The organism is Allobosea sp. (genome assembly GCF_051860145.1).
Taxonomy (GTDB): Bacteria; Pseudomonadota; Alphaproteobacteria; order Rhizobiales; family Beijerinckiaceae; genus Allobosea.
The window spans coordinates 56023-72979 of sequence record NZ_JBHYEM010000017.1 but is presented as its reverse complement, the minus strand read 5'-3'; the positions used below and the strand labels follow the sequence as shown (position 1 = coordinate 72979).

The 16957-nt window shown below is 64.8% G+C and carries 15 protein-coding genes and 1 tRNA gene; 10 read left to right on the top strand and 6 right to left on the bottom strand.

The annotated features are described in order from the left end of the window. Positions 1–22: 22 nt before the first annotated feature. The 6 genes from ACTIF2_RS21870 to ACTIF2_RS21845 all read right to left on the bottom strand — a co-directional run bounded on the left by ACTIF2_RS21870 (position 23) and on the right by ACTIF2_RS21845 (position 4441). Positions 23–715, bottom strand: coding sequence for an SDR family NAD(P)-dependent oxidoreductase (locus ACTIF2_RS21870; RefSeq protein WP_439499232.1), 693 nt, complete (start codon positions 713–715; stop codon positions 23–25). A gap of 58 nt (positions 716–773) precedes the next feature. Beyond that, positions 774–2090, bottom strand: a complete 1317-nt coding sequence (locus ACTIF2_RS21865; protein WP_439499231.1) for an MFS transporter — start codon at positions 2088–2090, stop codon at positions 774–776. Positions 2091–2135: 45 nt separating this feature from the next. Beyond that, positions 2136–2534 (bottom strand): MarR family winged helix-turn-helix transcriptional regulator, encoded by a 399-nt coding sequence (locus ACTIF2_RS21860; RefSeq protein ID WP_439499230.1) that lies wholly within the window; start codon positions 2532–2534, stop codon positions 2136–2138. A 162-nt stretch (positions 2535–2696) separates the two neighbouring features. Beyond that, on the bottom strand, positions 2697–3170 hold the full coding sequence (locus ACTIF2_RS21855; RefSeq protein ID WP_439499229.1) for a DUF1178 family protein: 474 nt from the start codon (positions 3168–3170) through the stop codon (positions 2697–2699). Between the two features lie 161 nt (positions 3171–3331). Continuing rightward, on the bottom strand, positions 3332–3589 hold the full coding sequence (grxC, locus tag ACTIF2_RS21850) for a glutaredoxin 3 (protein ID WP_439499228.1): 258 nt from the start codon (positions 3587–3589) through the stop codon (positions 3332–3334). A gap of 45 nt (positions 3590–3634) precedes the next feature. Next, positions 3635–4441: a ComF family protein gene (locus ACTIF2_RS21845; RefSeq protein WP_439499227.1), complete on the bottom strand. Its 807-nt coding sequence runs from the start codon at positions 4439–4441 to the stop codon at positions 3635–3637. 189 nt (positions 4442–4630) lie between these two features. Between ACTIF2_RS21845 and ACTIF2_RS21840 the strand changes: the two genes are divergently transcribed. The 10 genes from ACTIF2_RS21840 (at position 4631) to ACTIF2_RS21795 (ending at position 16932) form a co-directional block, all read left to right on the top strand. After that, the gene (locus ACTIF2_RS21840) at positions 4631–5737 is read left to right on the top strand and encodes an alkene reductase (RefSeq protein WP_439499226.1); all 1107 of its coding nucleotides are present in this window, start codon (positions 4631–4633) and stop codon (positions 5735–5737) included. A 123-nt stretch (positions 5738–5860) separates the two neighbouring features. After that, a tRNA-Glu gene (locus tag ACTIF2_RS21835) sits at positions 5861–5935 on the top strand. 318 nt (positions 5936–6253) lie between these two features. Then, positions 6254–7318, top strand: coding sequence for a helix-turn-helix domain-containing protein (locus ACTIF2_RS21830; protein WP_439499225.1), 1065 nt, complete (start codon positions 6254–6256; stop codon positions 7316–7318). A 419-nt stretch (positions 7319–7737) separates the two neighbouring features. After that, positions 7738–9471 (top strand): calcium-binding protein, encoded by a 1734-nt coding sequence (locus ACTIF2_RS21825; RefSeq protein WP_439499224.1) that lies wholly within the window; start codon positions 7738–7740, stop codon positions 9469–9471. A 322-nt stretch (positions 9472–9793) separates the two neighbouring features. Continuing rightward, positions 9794–11563, top strand: coding sequence for a type I secretion system permease/ATPase (locus ACTIF2_RS21820; RefSeq protein ID WP_439499259.1), 1770 nt, complete (start codon positions 9794–9796; stop codon positions 11561–11563). Next, positions 11556–12863: an HlyD family type I secretion periplasmic adaptor subunit gene (locus tag ACTIF2_RS21815; protein ID WP_439499223.1), complete on the top strand. Its 1308-nt coding sequence runs from the start codon at positions 11556–11558 to the stop codon at positions 12861–12863. The genes ACTIF2_RS21820 and ACTIF2_RS21815 overlap by 8 nt, the downstream gene beginning before the upstream one ends. A 270-nt stretch (positions 12864–13133) precedes the next feature. Next, on the top strand, positions 13134–13979 hold the full coding sequence (rfbF, locus tag ACTIF2_RS21810) for a glucose-1-phosphate cytidylyltransferase (protein WP_439499222.1): 846 nt from the start codon (positions 13134–13136) through the stop codon (positions 13977–13979). Then, entirely contained in the window at positions 13976–15031 is a 1056-nt protein-coding gene (locus tag ACTIF2_RS21805; RefSeq protein ID WP_439499221.1) for an NAD-dependent epimerase/dehydratase family protein, read from the top strand. The genes rfbF and ACTIF2_RS21805 overlap by 4 nt, the downstream gene beginning before the upstream one ends. Before the next feature lie 13 nt (positions 15032–15044). After that, positions 15045–15632, top strand: a complete 588-nt coding sequence (locus ACTIF2_RS21800; RefSeq protein ID WP_439499220.1) for a dTDP-4-dehydrorhamnose 3,5-epimerase family protein — start codon at positions 15045–15047, stop codon at positions 15630–15632. Continuing rightward, positions 15625–16932 carry a methyltransferase domain-containing protein gene (locus ACTIF2_RS21795; protein ID WP_439499219.1) on the top strand — a complete coding sequence of 436 codons (1308 nt, stop codon included), beginning with the start codon at positions 15625–15627 and terminating at the stop codon, positions 16930–16932. Before ACTIF2_RS21800 ends, ACTIF2_RS21795 begins: the two co-directional genes overlap by 8 nt. Positions 16933–16957 lie beyond the last annotated feature (25 nt).

The following is a 16957-nucleotide window of genomic DNA, read 5'->3' as shown; positions in this document are numbered from 1 at the left end:
GAGAGCCCTTACAGTCGATGGCTCAGAAGCTCTCGACCCAGGGCCGCAATTCGACCTCCTGCGACCAGGCGCTGCGCGGCTGGCGCAGCACGTCGAGATAGGTCTGCGCGACGGCGTCGGGATCGATGGTGTTGTCGGCTTCATCCGGCCTGGACGCGCTGCGGACCATGCCGTCGATGACGAAATGCGCGACATGGATGCCCTTGGGCCCGAGTTCGCGCGCCGCGCTCTGGGCCAGGCCGCGCAGGGCGAACTTGCCCATGGCGAAGGCGGCGGAGAGCGCATAGCCCTTGATCCCCGCCGTCGCCCCGGTCAGCAGGATGGCGCCGCGCCCCTTCGGGATCATCCGCTTCGCCGCCTGCTGAACCGCGAGGAAGGCGCCGTAGCCCGTGACAGTGAGCGCCCGGCCGACCGCGGCCGGGTCGAGCTCGGCGATCGGCCCGCGAACCCGTTGGCTGGCATTGTAGACAACGACTTCCGGCCCGCCGATCCCGGTTTCGAAATCCTCGAACAGCTTTGCCACGGCCGCCGGCTCCGATGCGTCGAGCGCGAAGGTCCGGGCTCCGGTTTCCGTGGCGAGCGGCGCGAGCTTCGCGGTATCGCGAGCCGCGAGCCCGATTTTGACGCCAGCCGCGGAGAGCTGCCGCGCCAGGGAGGCGCTGATGCCGGGCCCAGCTCCGATGATGAGCGCGGTGCCGTAGGGGATGTTGGTCATGCTCGCTCCTGCTCGGGGTCGGGGGATCGTAGCCGGCCTGGCGACGCCGGTCATGATGTCAGGCCGCAGCCTTGCTCAGGGCGACGCCCGGTGTGCCGCGAAGCGTGATCACGAAGGCCGCCGCGAAGAGGCAAAGCGCACCGGCGATGAAGAAGGCCGGCAGGTAGCTCTCATAGACCGTGCGGCTGAAACCCGCGCCATAGGCGGCGAAGGCGGCGCCGAGCTGGTGGCCGGCGAAGATCCAGCCGAAGACCAGATTGGTCTTTTCGCCGAAGCGGTCGGCGGCGATCTTGACGGTCGGCGGCACGGTCGCGACCCAATCGAGTCCGTAGAACACCGCGAAGAGCCCGAGACCGTAGAACGAGAAATCGGTGAAGGGCAGGTAGAGCAGCGCGAGGCCGCGCAGCCCGTAATACCAGAACAGCAGCCAGCGGCTGTCATAGCGGTCGGACAGCCAGCCCGAGCCGACCGTGCCGGCGAAGTCGAAGATGCCGATCACCGCGAGCACGCCGGCTGCCGTCACCGCCGCCATGCCGTAATCGCCGCAGAGCGCGATGAAATGCGTCTGGACCAGCCCGTTGGTGCTGGCGCCGCAAATGAAGAAGGTGCCGAACAGCACCCAGAAGGTGCGCGAGGTCGAGGCTTCGCGCAGCGCCACCAGCGGCGAGGCCAGCATGGTCAGCAGGCTCGTCGAAGCGGCGGGAGCCGGCACGATCCTGGCCTCGCCATAGGGGGCGAGCCCGACATCGGCCGGCCGGTCACGCATCAGGAACAGGACGGCGACGGCGGCGACGAGGATCATCGCCAGCACGAAGACCATGGCGTAGCGCCAGCCGACGCGCTCGGTCAGGTCGGCGAGCAGCGGCAGGAAGACGAGCTGCCCGGTCGCGGTGCTGGCCGTCAGCAGGCCGATCACGAGGCCGCGCCGATGGCTGAACCAGCGCGTCGCCACCGTGGCGCCGAGCACCATCGCGGTCATGCCGGTGCCGAGGCCAAGGACGATGCCCCAGAGCAGCATCAGGTGCCAGAGCTGCGTCATCGCGAAGGAGCCGAGCACGCTGGCGGCGATCAGGGTCAGGGCGACGCTGGCGACGGGGCGCACGCCGAAGCGGTTCATGAAGGCGGCGGCGAAAGGGCCCATCAGGCCAAACAGCGCGAGCCGGACCGCCAGCGCCGAGGAGATCTCCGAGGTGGCCCAGCCGAATTCCTTCTGCAGCGGGCCGATCAGCACGCCGGGCGCGCCGACCGCGCCGGCCGTCACCAGCATGGTCAGGAAGGTCACGGCGGCGACGATCCAGCCGTAATGGATGCCGCGGCGGGCGAGGAGGGCGGCGATCCCGGTCGGCGCCGGCGGGTCGAGTGTCTCAGTCGGCATGCTGGTCTCCAATTTACGGGTATATGCCCGCATTTGAGCGAAAAATTAAAGCGAATCGAGCGCGGCGCGCAGCTGCCGCATGTTTTCGGCGCCGAGCCGGTCGTCCAGCGCCTGCTGGGCCGCATCCCAGAGCGGCGCGCCATCGGTGAGAACCTTGCGGCCGGCATCGGTGAGCGAAACCGTCGCCTCGCGCTGATCCTTGCCGCGGCCGAGCGCGACGAGCCCCATCTTCTCGAGCACGCGGACATTGCGGCCGATGGTCGAGCGGTCGAGCTCGGTCAGGCGGCCGAGTTCTGTCAGGGTGACCGGGGCCGCGCGCGCGATCGTCCGCATCAGGCTGAACTGGGCGATATTGACCCCGACCGGCGCGATCACCTCATCGTAAAACGCCGCCATGCGGCGCGAGGCCGAGCGCAGGGTCGTGCAGATGCAGGGAACCGACATGGGTGCGGGTATATGCCCGTATCTCGGCGATGGCAAGAGCCAAGCGTCATTCTCGGGCAGAGCGCAGCGGAGACCCGAGAATCTCGGGCAGAATAAGTCACCCTTCCGTCATGAGATACTCGGGGCAAGCCCGAGCATCTCATGATAGGACCGGATGAACCGCTAGTTCCGCCCGCCCGGCAAACGGGGCAGGGGCATGAACTCGACGCCCTCCTCGTGCAGCAGGCGGGCGTCGTCGGGGGTCGCTTCGCCATAGATGGCGCGGCCGTCGGCCTCGCCATGATGGATCTTGAGCGCCTCCTCGGCGAAGCGCGGGCCGACATGCTCGGCGTTCTCGGTGACATGCTTGTGCAGGGCGGTCAGCATCTCGCGAAAGGCGATCTCCTTCTCGCCCATCAGCGCGACCGGCGCGGCGGGCGCAGCCGCAGGAGCGGCCTCGGACGCGGCTTCGGGCGCCCGCGGACTGCGATCCGTGCGCGCGACATTCGGCGCCATGATCGCCCGCTCGACCTTACCGCTGGCGCAGACCGGGCAGGAGACGAGGCCGCGGCGCGCCTGCTCCTCGAAGCTGGCCGAGGTCGGAAACCAGCTTTCGAATTCATGCGCGTTGTCGCAAACGAGGGCGTAGCGGATCATCTCTGGCTCTGTCGGGCGGCAGGTCGCCGCAATACCGCGAGATAATCCTCGCCAGACCCTGCACAAGCGTTACCCGGCGAAGGGATGATGCGAGTTTTCGGCATGGCGCGCGGTGACATAACTCGAGCCAGGACGTTTCGCACCCGAAACATCCTGCCTCGTCAGGCGGCCAGCAGCGGATCGAGTTCGCCGCGCGCGTCGAGCGCGTGCAGGTCGTCCGAGCCGCCGACATGCCTGTCGCCAATGAAGATCTGCGGCACCGAGCTGCGGCCTCCCGAACGCTCGGTCATGGCCCGGCGCAGGTCCGGCTTGCCATCGACATCGATTTCTTCGAAAGCCACGCCCTTGCTCTTCAGGAGCGATTTGGCGGCGGCGCAGTAGGGGCACCAGCTGGTGGTGTAGAGGACGACCTTCGGCATGAACGGTTCCGGCGATGCTGTCTGTCCGACAGATGTAGTGCGCGCTCAGCCATCCGTCACCACCCGCGCGAAGGTCAGGATGTCGACCTGGCTCGCGCCCGCCCGCAGCAAGGCGCGGGAGGCGGCATTGGCGGTGGAGCCGGTGGTGAGCACGTCGTCGACGAGGACGAGGCGGCGGCCTTCGACGAGCGGCTTCATCGCCGGCAGGACCCTGAAGGCGCCCTGCAGATTGTCGGCGCGCTGGGCCCGCGTCAGGCCGACCTGCTGCCTGGTGCGCTTGACGCGGGCCAAAGCGGCGGGCGCCAGGGCGACGCCACCCTGGCGGGCGACGACCTGCGCCAGCGCCGCCGCCTGGTTGAAGCGGCGGCTCCAGAGCCTCGTGCGGTGCAGCGGCACGGGTATGACGAGATCGGCCCCGGCGAGCAGTTCGTGGCCCGCCCGCGCCATCATCCGGCCAAGCGTGATCGCGAGCTCGAGCCTGTCCCCGTATTTCAGGCGATGCACCAGCTCGCGCGCCGTGCCGTCGAAGCGGCAGACGGCCCGGGCGCGGGCGAAGACCGGCGGGTCGGCCATCGCCGCCGGCGAGATCAGGCCGGCGCCGAGATCAATCGCGAAGGGTGTGCCGAGCCGTTCGCAATAGGGCCGCTCGATGAAGCCGATGCCGCCCCAGCAGGCGGGGCAGAGGCCTTGCGCCTCGGCGGTCGCGCCCTGGCAGGCGACGCAGGAGGGCGGATAGACCAGGCCGATGGCGCCATGCAGGGCATGGCGGCAGGCCGACCGCAGCGACAACAGGACCCGCCCTGGCTCCAGCGCGAAGGAAAACTTGCCACGGCTCTGTTCCGGCGCAGTCATTTCGGTTTCGATGTCGCCTCGGGTGGAGATGAGCGCTGCTTTCCTCTCCAAGATGGTATTTGCGTCCCTGTGATTTCGCTATGCAACACCTATCTCGACCGATGCCAGGACAGGACGGCACGGCCTGCGCCAATCGTCACGCCGCTCCATCGCCTGCGGCGAATACAGTGAACCACGAGGACCATCCCGATGAGCCAATCCAACGATAGCGCCGTGCTGTTCTCGCCGTTTCGCCTCGGCGAAATCGAGCTGAAGAACCGGATCGTGATGGCGCCGCTGACGCGCAATCGCGCGACGCGCGGCAGCGATGCGCCCAACGCGCTCAATGTCGAATATTACCGGCAGCGGGCCGGCGCCGGGCTGATCGTCACCGAGGGCACCCAGATCTCGCAGCAGGGACAGGGTTATATCTGGACGCCCGGCATCTACAGCGAGGCCCAGATCGCGGGCTGGAAGGCCGTGACCGACGCCGTCCACGCCGAGGGCGGCAAGATCATCACCCAGCTCTGGCATGTCGGGCGCGTCAGCCATGCCTCGCTGCAGCCGGGCAACGGGGCCCCGGTCGCGCCCTCCGCCATCCAAGCCAAGACCAAGACCTATATCGAGAGCGGCTTCGCCGAGGTCTCGCAGCCGCGCGAGCTCGGACTCGACGAGATCCCCGGCATCATCGCCGACTATGTCAGGGCGGCCGAGAACGCCAAGGCCGCCGGGTTCGACGGCGTCGAGCTGCATGGCGCGCATGGCTACCTGCTCGACCAGTTCCTGCGCGACGGCTCGAACGCCCGCAGCGACGCCTATGGCGGCTCGATCGAGAACCGCGTGCGGCTGGTGCTCGAGGTCGTCGAGGCCGTGGCGACGGTTTTCCCGAAGGGCCGGATCGGTGTCCGCATCTCGCCGGTGAGTCCGGCGAACGACGCGCGCGACAGCGACCCGCAGGCGCTGTTCGGCCATCTCGTCGAGAAGCTGAGCGCGGCCGGCATCGCCTTCATCCATGTCGTCGAGGGCGCGACGCGCGAGGCGCGCGACTATCTGCCTTTCGACTACCTGGCGCTACGCAAGGCCTTCAAGGGCGCCTATATCGCCAATAACGGCTTCACCCGCGACCTCGCGATCGAGACGCTCGCCGAGGATTGCGCCGACCTCATCGCCTTCGGCAGGCTCTTCATCGCCAACCCGGACCTCGTCGAGCGCCTGAAGCGGGACGCACCGCTGAACACGCCGGATGTCGCGACCTTCTATGGCGGCGATGCCAGGGGCTATACCGATTATCCCGCATTGGCGGGCAAGGCGGCCTGAGCCTTCTGCCGGAGGGAGGGCGGCGCCCCGCGGCGCTCCCTGCTCCAACCTTATCCGCAGCGGCGCGCATGAAAACAGTTGCGGCGAGGCGGAAGCCCGACTAAACAGCGACCTTGCCGCGCTGCTCCCATCGTCTAGCGGTTAGGACGTCGCCCTCTCACGGCGAAAACTGGGGTTCGATTCCCCATGGGAGCGCCATTTCCGTACAGAGCTGCGAACACCGGGCTCTTTGAGAGCTCCCGTGTTGCGGCGGCGGTGATCGGCTCGGCGCGCAAGGCAGCGACGCGACCGTCAGCCTCCGCCTGTCTGGCTGCGCGTCGCGGCACTGCAGGCCTTGGCAAACGACGCTCTTCGCAGTTTCCCATCTTGATGATGATCAAGTCGAAAGATGTGACGCGGTTAATCTCCCGGGCGCTCTCAACGGCGGAAGCCGAACAATGAGCGATTCGCTCAGGGCGAAGGACAAGTAATAGTCCTCATAGTTCGAATCAGCTGAAGGCACCGCGTGAGGCAAGCATGATTCGAGAACGGCAAGCTACAACGACCGGCTACCCAAACAACCCGGATAATGACGTAGCATTCCTCACGATACTGGCGGCCAGAGAATTGGTCAACAATGGCATTGATCCAGCTCCTCTTCTATTAGAATCAGGTATGCCATCTCAACTTTCTAATAGAAAATCAGAGAATTCTCCTATCATAAGTCAATCGATCTTTCTTGATTTGGCTGCAGATGCCCTGAAGGATGATTTACTTGGATTCCATCTTGCGTTGAGCTTTGATTTTCGGACGCTCGGCTTTATCTATTATGTAGGGGCCTCCGCTGAAACTCTTGGGGAAGCGCTCGCCAGTGAAGAAGAATATTTGGCGTCCCTGAACGAACCGGTGCGGCTCCGAAGTGGCGGAACGAGCGGTGTGTCCGTCGAACTGAGTTACGACGGTCTGGATCCGCACCTGGACCGCCATTTCTCGGAGTTCTGGATCACGGGCACGCTCAGGCTGTGCCGCGACTTCACGAGCCGCGAGCTGGTCCCGACCTCCGCGACCATGGTCCACCTGCGGGCAGGCAAGGTGCCTGAGATGGACCGCTATTTCGGTCGGGAGGTCGTCTTCGGCGCGGACAGGGACCTTCTCGAATTCGGAAAGGACGCGGGCGACCTGCCGCTCGTGACGCACGATCCGCATCTGCATCAGCTTCTGAGGCGGCTGCAGAGCAGCGAGTCCACGGTGCGCGCTCCGGAGCCCGATTCGCTGCGGCTGCGCGTGGAAAAGGCGATCGCCGCACGTCTCCGCTACGGGACGGTCACGATCGACGCCGTCGCAAGGGACCTCGGAACGAGCGCGCGCACGCTGACACGGAAGCTTGCGGAGGAGGGGATGAGCTTCAGCAGCGTTCTCGACGGCGTGCGAGCCTCCCTCGCCGTTCGATACATGCGAAGCGGCGAGCCCACCATGTCGCAGCTCGCCTGGCTGCTGGGCTATCGCGAGCCGAGCACCCTGGTCCGCGCGTTCAAGCGGTGGACGGGCAAGACGGCCACGGAGTTTCGGCGTGAGCTCAGAGGCAGGATCGACGACGCCTGACTCGGGTGAGCCGCTGCGGCTGCACATTGGCGGGAAAAAGCAATCCTTTGGCGGGCGAAGCTATGACATGCCCGCCGCCTTTCCCCTATACACAACATCGCTGTGCTTTGGATGCGTGCGAATCAGCGCGCTAACAAAATTGCCATGCAACGCGGGACCGCGTTGCTGTGATGGAGCGGTGCGTATTCTGTGCGCCGCCCGATTACGATTTTGGAAGCTTAAATGAGTTCTGGATTAGGCGGCGGATTATTTCCGCTATGTGCAGTTTTACGGTAGCACCCGGATCGCCTGCGCGCCTTCTTCCTTCTCCAACCGTTGCTTCTGCGTAATCCAGCCGCCGGCTAGCCACATCGGCTGGCCCACGGCGGAGCCGTCTCTTCTTGAGCGGCTTCGCAAGTCCACCCATGGAAAGTGACTTCATGACTATATACTACGTATCGCCGACCGGATCTGACAGCCAAACAGGAGCCATCGAACGGCCGTTCGCCTCCCTGCAACATGCTCATGACCTCTCGCAGCCGGGAGATACCATCTATCTGCGGGGCGGCGTATACGCGCTCACCAACGGCATCCAGCTGACCCACGACGGCACAAGCGGGGCGCCGATCACAATCGCCAACTACCCGGGCGAGACGCCTATCCTGGACGGGTCCGGGATCACGTCGACCGACTATTACGGCCGCAGCGGGGCTGGTGGCTGGGTGCTCGATGGCTCGAGCATCTCGTGGAATCACATCGTCGGGCTGGAGATTCGCGGCGGGCCGATGGGCGGCGTCGTGTTGCGGGATGAGTCCCACAACAACGTCATCGAGCGCCTCGACGTGCACGACAATGGCGGGGGCGGCTCAGAGGGCAAGGGCTTTTCCTTGTTCGGAGCCAGTTCGAACAACCTTTTCCTCAACAACGACTCCCATGACAATCGTGACTTGGCGGGCGACAATGCCGACGGCTTCCAGGTCAGCACCAGCGGTGCCGGCAATGTCCTGCGTGGCAACCGCGCCTGGGGCAATTCCGATGACGGTTTCGACCTCTTCAATATCCAAGACGGCACGCGGAACGCGCCGGTCCGGTTAGAGGGCAACTGGGCATTCGACAACGGCTACGGCCCGAACGGCGAAGCGGTGGGCGATGGCAACGGGTTCAAGCTCGGCGGCATCCGGCAGGGCACCGACGGTTCCTCCGGCGGTCACACTGTCATCGACAACGTCGCCTGGGGGAACATGGCGATCGGTTTCGACGAGAATGGTGGAACCGGGACCACGCTGAGAGGGAACACGGCTTACGACAACGGCACCTATAATTACGGCTTCTTCTCCGGGAGTGGCAGCCTCTACGACAATGCTGCGTTCGGTGAAGGCCAAGTTGCGGCTTCCGGAACGGCATCGGGCAACTCATGGGACGCCGGGGCGGGCGTCGTGAGCAACGTCTTTGCGTCGCTGGAGGGCGCCTTGGGGCGCGCCGATCGTGCTGCCGATGGGTCGCTGCCCTTGACCGACACGGGTACGGCTCCCACTCCTTCGGAACCGATTCCGCCGCCGGTCACCGACACGGGCACGGCTCCCACTCCTTCGGAGCCGATCCCCCCGCCGGTCACCGACACGGGCACGCCTCCTACTCATTCGGATCCGATACCCGCGCCGAATTCGGTGATTACAGCCAAGCAGTACGGCTCGGAGTTTGCCGATTCGCTCCAAGGTACGGCTGGGAATGACTTCATTCACGGCAACAGCGGCGCCGATCGCCTGGATGGCGGCGCCGGGAACGACGAACTCCGCGGTGGAGGCGAGAATGATCGCCTGACGGGTGGCCTTGGTGCCGACCTCATGCACGGCGGCGATGGTCGAGACACTTTCGTGTTCAGGACCGCAGACGAGAGCGGTGTCGGCTCAGGTCATCGCGACGTCATACAATGGTTCCAGCAGGGGGCCGACACCATGGACCTCAGCCTGATCGATGCGAACACCGCGCTTGCGGGGGATCAGCTGTTCAAATTCGCGGGTGAGTCACACTCTGTCGAAGCCAACGCGATCTCATTCTTCCGGGAAGGCAGCTCTACTATCCTCCATGGAGATCTCAATGGAGATAGTACGGCTGACTTCCAGATCGAGTTCAACAGCAAGCTGCATCTCCATCGATCTGACTTCGCCCTCTGATCGGCGAATACCCTAGTCAGGCCAGGTCGACCCTTCCCGGGCCGGCCTGGCACACCAGATCTGCTCCCGTCACTTCCAATCGCGAGGCTTTGAACTGTCCGACTCCCAGCCCCTTGGCAGGCCGACTTTCTCCCTGGATTCTTGGCGGGAGCGAGGCGTCGCCGCGTTTAATGCCTGGAAGAAGACGCTTCTTTCCTGGCGAATGTTCCACGTTCTTTTGAGGATGTGGTTGAATGCCTGGAAGAAGGTGCTTCTTTCTTGGCGAGCTTTCCGCGCTCGTTTTGGGGCGCGGCCGGAGGGCGTGCCGGCAGCCCCCATCTCGATGGCGACCTTCGGAATCGGCGGTCGCTCGGCTCCATCGGCTTCTCCGCTCAAGGAGGCGCTCTACCGATGGCGCGGTGCGCTCATCACGATCGCGATGCTCAGCGGCATGTTGAACGTCCTGACATTGGCCGGTTCGCTCTATATGCTCGAGATCTACGATCGTGTCCTGCCGAGCCGAAGCGTCCCGACCCTGATCGGCGTCACTCTGCTCGTCGTGGTGCTGTTCTTCTTCCACGGCGTCTTCGAGATCCTCCGGGGCCGCCTCCTGCTGAGGATTGGCGGCGCGCTCGACGAGGCGATGACGTCGAGAGTGTTCCGGGCCGTCCTGGCCGGTTCGTTGGCCTCACGGTCGCCGGGCGAGAGCATGCAACCCGTGCGCGACCTGGATCAGGTGCGTACGTTCCTATCCGGCAGCGGCCCAGGGGCGCTGTTCGACCTGCCGTGGATCCCACTTTATCTCGGCGTGTGCTTCCTGTTCCACTTTTGGATCGGTGTCACCGCTCTCGCCGGCACCATCATTCTGATCGCCTTGACGGTTCTGACCGAGCGTCTTTCCCGTTCGCCAGCCAGGGCGGCGAGCGAGGCGGCGGCGCAAAGGCTGCACGTCGGAGAAATCGGCTGCCGGAATGCCGAGACCGTCCAGGCGATGGGAATGGGCAGCGAGATGACGGGCCTGTGGACGGCCGTGAACGACGAGCACCGCCGTCATCAGCAACGCGCCGCAGAGGTCTCCAGCGGTTTCGGAGCCACCTCTCGGGTGCTCCGCTTGCTGCTGCAATCCATGGTGCTTGGCGTCGGAGCCTATCTCGTGATCAAGCAGGAAGCGTCGGGCGGCATCATCGTGGCCAGCTCGATCCTCACCGCGCGTGCTCTTGCGCCGGTCGACCTGGCGATCGGCAACTGGAACGGGTTCGTCAGGGCTCGCCAAGGCTGGGCGCGCTTGACGGAGCTGCTCGCCGCGCATCCGCCCGCGCCGCAGGCCCTGGCATTGCCCGCGCCCCGGGAATACCTCGCGGTGGAGACCGCCTCGGCGACGCCACCCGGCGTGCAGCGCCTGACGGTCATCGACATCGCCTTCTCTCTTCGGGCCGGGCAAGGCCTGGGCGTGATCGGACGCAGCGCCTCCGGAAAGTCATCGCTGGCCCGCATGCTGGTCGGCATCTGGCAGCCGCTCCGAGGCACGGTCCGACTCGATGGATCGTCGATCCAGCACTGGCAAGCCGAGGCTTTGGGACGTCACGTCGGCTATCTGCCGCAGGAGGTCCAGCTCTTCTCGGGTACCGTGGCGGCGAATATCGCGCGTTTTCGCAGTGATGCGACGGCTGCCGAGATCGTCCGTGCCGCAACGGCGGCCGGCGTCCACGACATCATCCAGCGCCTTCCGAACGGCTACCAGACACAGATCGGCGACCGGGGTGCCGCCCTCTCGGCGGGGCAGCGGCAGCGGATCGCGTTGGCTCGTGCGCTGTACGGCGAGCCCTTCCTGGTCGTTCTCGATGAGCCCAACTCGAACCTCGACGCCGATGGCGAGGAGGCCTTGACCGAAGCCATTCTCGGCGTGCGCAAGCGAGGTGGAATCGTCGTCGTCGTTGCCCATCGGCCGAGCGCATTCGCCGCTCTCGACCAGGCGATGGTCATGGCGGACGGCCGGATGCAAGCCTTCGGGCCCAAGGAACAAGTCCTCTTCACCTCACTCAAGGCAGTGCCCAAGGCCATCGGGGTACAAGGCGGAGCAATACCGAAGCGAGAGGGTGCATCGCATGAGTGACGTTTCTCAGCGGACGGTCGCCTCGATCGACCGACTCCTTCTTGCCGCGGGCGCCGGCGTGGCTTTTTTTCTCATTGCTGTCGGGGGGTGGGCCGCGACGACCGAGTTCTCGGGTGCGGTCGTGGCTTCGGGCTCGCTCGTCGTGGAATCCGAGCTGAAGAAGGTGCAGCACCCGACTGGGGGCGTCGTTAGCGAACTGCGTGTTCGCGATGGCGACCAGGTTTCGGCGGGGGACATCGTGGTCCGCCTCGACGAGACCGTGACCCAGGCGAGCCTTGCGATCGTGCAGAGCGCACTGAACGAGGCAATGGCGAGGCAAGCCCGCCTCCGAGCCGAACAGGACGAGGCCGCGGAGATCCTGTTCCCAGAGGAATTGCTGTCTTTGGCCGCCATGCCGGCGGTGAAGGCGCTGATGGATGGGGAGCTGAAGCTTCTCGGCATGCGCAAGGCGGCGCGCTCCGGCATCAAGTCTCAGCACGCGGAACGGATCGGGCAGCTCCGGGACCAGATCCAGTCGTATTCCGAGCAGATTGCTGCGAAGGATCGCGAAATCGAGCTCATTCGGCAGGAGCTCGAAGGTGTACGGGACCTGCTTGGCAAGAAGCTCGTTTCGGTCAGCCGTGCGAATGCGCTGGAACGCGAAGGCGCGCGCCTCAGCGGTGAGCGAGGATCTCTTGCTTCGGCAGTCGCTCAAACCAAGGGCAAGATTACGGAGACTGAGCTCCAGATACTGCAGATCGACCAGGATTTTCGGACCGAAGTCGGCAAGGAGCTCGCTGACCTCCGAGGCAAGATCTCGGAGCTGGTCGAGCGAAAGATCACGGCTGAGGATCAACTCAAGAGGATCGATATCAGGGCGCCTCGGGACGGGACGGTTCATCAGCTCGCCATCCACACGGTCGGGGGCATTGCCGCACCCGGGGAAACCCTGATGCTGATCGTGCCGACATCCGAGCGGCTGGCGGTCCAGGCCAAGGTGGCGCCCCAGGAGATCGAGCAGATCCACTTGGGGCAACGCGCCATGTTGCGCTTTTCTGCCCTCAACCACAGCACCACGCCCGAGGTTGGCGGCGTGGTCTCGCTCGTGTCGGCCGACCTGACGGTTGACCAGCGGTCGGGCCAAGGCTTCTACACGGTTCGGATCGCCGTCGCGGATGACGAGCTGGCACGGCTCCAGGGGGCGAAGCTGACGCCAGGCATGCCCGTGGAAGCCTTCCTGCAGACGCAGCAGCGGACCGTCCTGACCTATTTCACCAAGCCCCTCGCGGACCAGATCTCGCGCGCTTTCCGAGAACGATGAGCGCCGGCTTCGCCCGCCCGCGTGGGTGACGCCCGGACGGGCGGGCGCGGCCGAAGCGACGCAGGCCCATCCAGGCCTCGGGGGAAGCCGAGCCCACGAAGTCCGGCATCGGATCGGAGAGGCGCCGCGCCGTCGGGCGCCGGACGGGCGGCGCTGACATTTTGGCGCCGGCGCCGTTCTTGATGGGCCTCAACTCGGCATTGAAACGGCGCTGCACATTCCCCGGCATGCCTAGATTTACCTAGGCTCCTTGCCGGTCGGAGCAGCGCTATGAAAGTCGTCATCTTGGCAGGAGGCTATGGTACGCGCCTGAGCGAAGAGACCACGGTCATCCCGAAGCCGCTTGTCGAGATCGGCGGGTATCCGATCCTCTGGCATATCATGAAGATCTATTCGCATTATGGGCTGAATGACTTCGTCATCTGCTGCGGGCACAAGGGCTCGCTTATCAAAGACTATTTTCGAAACTTCTTCCATCGAAACTGCGATTTTACGATCGACCTCACCGACAACACGTTGGTGACGCACCATTCCCCGCGCGAACCCTGGCGGGTGACCGTCGTCGACACCGGCGAGAAGACGATGACCGGCGGCCGTTTGAAGCGGGTGCGTGAGCATCTTGGCGAGCAAACCTTCTGCCTGACCTATGGCGATGGCGTCGCCGACGTGAACATCCGCGACCTCATTGCCTTCCACCACCAGCAGGGCGCGCTGGCGACCGTCACGGCCGTTCAGCTCCCGGGCCGCTGGGGTGCGCTGAATCTCTCCTCCGACCGTCCGCGAGTCGTAGGCTTTCGGGAGAAGGACAGCGGCGACGGGCACACGATCAGCGGCGGGTTCTTCGTCGTCGAGCCGGAGGCCCTCGATCTGATCGACGGAGAGGAGACGGTCTGGGAGCAGGAGCCCATGCGCCGGCTCGTCGACAACGATCAACTCGCGGTCTACCGGCACGAGGGATACTGGCAGAGCATGGACACCTTGCGAGACAAGGTTCTGCTCCAGGAGACCTGGGATTCGGGGCAACCGCCCTGGCGTGTCTGGCAGCGCCCCAAAGCCAAGGCCGAGCCGCGCGCAACACCGCCGATCCTGGCCGCAAGCATAGGTGCACGCCGATGAGAGTTCTTGTCACAGGTGCCGACGGATACATCGGGGCCGTTCTCGGCGCCAGGCTGCTCGACCGAGGCCACGACGTGGTCGGGCTCGATACGGGCTTTTACCGGCGCGGCTGGCTGTTCGAGGATGGCTTGAACCGGCCGTCCGTTCTCACGAAGGACTTGCGCGACATTGGCCCGGCAGATCTTGCGGGCGTCGACGCGGTCGTCCATCTCTCGGAGCTCTCGAACGATCCGCTCGGCGAGAACGATCCTTCGATCACATTCGCAATCAATCACGAAGGCTCGGTTCGCCTCGCTCGCCTGTGCAGGGCGGCCGGGGTCGCCCGCTTTATCTACGCATCATCGTGCAGCATCTATGGCGCGGGTGGGGGCGAAGCCAAAACGGAGCTCTCGAGCCTTCATCCGCAGAAGGCTTATGCGAAGTGCAAGATCCTCGTGGAGGAGGAGGTCCGCAAGCTTACGGACATCGACTTCGTGCCGGTTTTCCTTCGCAACGCCACGGCTTTTGGGGCGAGCCCGCGCCAGCGCTTCGACCTCGTGCTGAACAACCTCGCGGCTTGGGCGCATGCCGCCGGTGAAATCAGGATGACGAGCGACGGCACGCCTTGGCGGCCGCTGGTCCATGTCGAGGATATTTGCTCGGCGGTTCTCTGCGCGCTGGAGGCGCCACGAGAAGCCGTGGCCGGGGAAGCCTTCAACGTCGGCGACAACGACCAGAACTATACGGTGCGGGACATTGCCGAGATCGTCGGCGCCGCGTTCCCGAACTGCCGCATCACCTACGGCCCAGCGAGCGGGGATAATCGCAGCTACCGCGTCTGTTTCGACAAGATCAGGGAGCGCATGCCGCGCTTCCGCTGCGCCTGGAGTGCGGAGCGCGGGGCGCTTCAGTTGCGCTCCGTGTTCGAACGAATCCAGTTGGATCTGGCGGTGCTCAACGCGCCTCCCTTCACCCGGCTCGAGGAGCTCAAGCATCTCAGGCGGACCGGCCAGATCAATGAAGCCTTGCGTTGGACGACGGGGGCTGTTCGACCCGAGTCAGTCGCCGCCTGACGGAGTGCAGCAAATGATCTTCTCGGCGACGGATCTGGAGGGCGTGATTGCGATCGACCTCGAGAGGCAACACGACAATCGCGGCTACTTCGCGCGGACGATGTGTCGGGGCGAGCTCGCATCGCAGGGCCTGGTTGTCGACTACGCGCAGGACAGTACGTCCTTCAACCGGATACGTGGAACCCTGCGGGGCATGCATTACCAAAAGGCTCCTTTCACAGAGACGAAGATCGTCCGCTGCGTGCAGGGCGCGGTCTATGACGTGCTCGTCGACATGCGGCCCGATTCGAAGACGTATCTGGCCTGGCAAAGCTTCGAGCTCTCCGCCGGCAACGGCAGGGCTCTCTACATTCCCGAAGGCGTTGCCCAGGGTTTCCAGACGCTGGCCGACACGACGGTCGTTCATTATCGGATTTCAGTACCCTACGCCGCGCACGCCGCCGCCGGGATCCGATACGACGACCCACTCATCGCGATCGTCTGGCCCGAGCCGGTGGCCGTAATCTCCGAAAAAGACGCGTCCTGGCCGGATCTTGAGCGCTACGGGGAGCGGCGTCCGCTGCGGGCCGTGCTGACTGAACAGGAGACGAGAAATGCTTGAAGCAGCTGGTGTCGAAGCGAGGGGCCTCCCGAGAGCCGATGTCGGCCCGGCGATTTCGACCCTCCAGCCCAAGAAGGGGTGCCGCTTCTGCGGGACAGCTCTCGAGCATGTGTTCGTCGATCTCGGAATGTCGCCGCTCGCCAACTCCTATCGGCGGCGTGACGACCTCGGCAAGCCCGAACGCTTCTTCCCGTTACGAGCCTATGTCTGCGCCGAATGCTTTCTCGTCCAGCTCGAGGACTCCGAGAGTCCCGAAGCCATCTTCAGCGATTACGCGTATTTTTCGTCGTTCTCGGATTCATGGCTCGATCATGCCCGGCGCTATGTCCACGACATCTCCGAACGGTTCAACATAGGAGAGCAGAGCCAGGTCGTCGAGATCGCCAGCAACGACGGCTATCTGCTTCAATATTTCGTCGAGCGGAACGTGCCCGTCCTCGGAATCGAACCGGCCGGTAACGTCGCGGAGGCGGCCCGTCGGCGCGGAGTTCCGACCCGTGTCAGATTCTTCGGCCAGGAGACGGCGCGCGAACTGGTGCGGGAGGGTATCCAGGCCGATCTGTTGATCGGAAACAACGTTCTCGCGCATGTTCCAGATCTCAACGATTTCGTGCGCGGCCTGAAAATCCTGCTCGCCGACGATGGCGTAATCACGCTCGAATTCCCGCACCTCATGAGGCTCATGGCAGAGAACCAGATCGACACGATCTACCATGAGCACTTTTCGTACTTTTCGTTTCTGGCGGTCGAAAAGATATTCGCCGCGCGAGGCCTGTGTCTGTTCGACGTCGAGGAATTGCCGACCCACGGCGGCTCCTTGCGCATCTATGCCCGCCATGATCGGAGCGATACCCGCCCGGTCAGCCCAAGGGTCGCCGACCTTCGTCGACGCGAGACCGAGTTCGGGCTCGCGAGTACCGAACGGTATCTCGCATTCGCGGGCCAGGTGCACGAAACGAAGTGCAGGCTCCTCGAACTGCTGATTGCGGCGAAGCGGTCCGGCAAGCAGGTCGTCGGTTATGGCGCGCCGGCCAAGGGCAATACGCTCCTGAACTATTGCGGAATCCGCTCCGATTTCATCGATTACACAGTGGACCGCAGCCCCCACAAGCAGGGGCTTTTCCTCCCGGGAACGCATATCCGGATCGACGACCCGGGCCGCATCCGGGAGACCCGGCCTGCCTATGTCCTCATCCTTCCCTGGAACCTGAAGGACGAGATCATGGAGCAGATGGCCTATATCCGCGATTGGGGTGGGAAATTCATCGTGCCGATCCCGTTCGCGCAGGTGATCGACTAGGAGAGTGACACTGGCGGGCAAACGT

What these genes read in the sequence shown, in the direction of transcription:
- ACTIF2_RS21820 (WP_439499259.1), top strand. Translation starts at nt 9,794, where the DNA reads ATGGCGACCTTCGGAATCGGCGGTCGCTCGGCTCCATCGGCTTCTCCG.
- ACTIF2_RS21870 (WP_439499232.1), bottom strand. Translation starts at nt 715, where the DNA reads ATGACCAACATCCCCTACGGCACCGCGCTCATCATCGGAGCTGGGCCC.
- ACTIF2_RS21825 (WP_439499224.1), top strand. Translation starts at nt 7,738, where the DNA reads ATGACTATATACTACGTATCGCCGACCGGATCTGACAGCCAAACAGGA.
- grxC (WP_439499228.1), bottom strand. Translation starts at nt 3,589, where the DNA reads ATGCCGAAGGTCGTCCTCTACACCACCAGCTGGTGCCCCTACTGCGCC.
- ACTIF2_RS21795 (WP_439499219.1), top strand. Translation starts at nt 15,625, where the DNA reads ATGCTTGAAGCAGCTGGTGTCGAAGCGAGGGGCCTCCCGAGAGCCGAT.
- ACTIF2_RS21830 (WP_439499225.1), top strand. Translation starts at nt 6,254, where the DNA reads ATGATTCGAGAACGGCAAGCTACAACGACCGGCTACCCAAACAACCCG.
- ACTIF2_RS21840 (WP_439499226.1), top strand. Translation starts at nt 4,631, where the DNA reads ATGAGCCAATCCAACGATAGCGCCGTGCTGTTCTCGCCGTTTCGCCTC.
- ACTIF2_RS21815 (WP_439499223.1), top strand. Translation starts at nt 11,556, where the DNA reads ATGAGTGACGTTTCTCAGCGGACGGTCGCCTCGATCGACCGACTCCTT.
- ACTIF2_RS21845 (WP_439499227.1), bottom strand. Translation starts at nt 4,441, where the DNA reads ATGACTGCGCCGGAACAGAGCCGTGGCAAGTTTTCCTTCGCGCTGGAG.
- ACTIF2_RS21800 (WP_439499220.1), top strand. Translation starts at nt 15,045, where the DNA reads ATGATCTTCTCGGCGACGGATCTGGAGGGCGTGATTGCGATCGACCTC.
- ACTIF2_RS21860 (WP_439499230.1), bottom strand. Translation starts at nt 2,534, where the DNA reads ATGTCGGTTCCCTGCATCTGCACGACCCTGCGCTCGGCCTCGCGCCGC.
- ACTIF2_RS21855 (WP_439499229.1), bottom strand. Translation starts at nt 3,170, where the DNA reads ATGATCCGCTACGCCCTCGTTTGCGACAACGCGCATGAATTCGAAAGC.
- rfbF (WP_439499222.1), top strand. Translation starts at nt 13,134, where the DNA reads ATGAAAGTCGTCATCTTGGCAGGAGGCTATGGTACGCGCCTGAGCGAA.
- ACTIF2_RS21865 (WP_439499231.1), bottom strand. Translation starts at nt 2,090, where the DNA reads ATGCCGACTGAGACACTCGACCCGCCGGCGCCGACCGGGATCGCCGCC.
- ACTIF2_RS21805 (WP_439499221.1), top strand. Translation starts at nt 13,976, where the DNA reads ATGAGAGTTCTTGTCACAGGTGCCGACGGATACATCGGGGCCGTTCTC.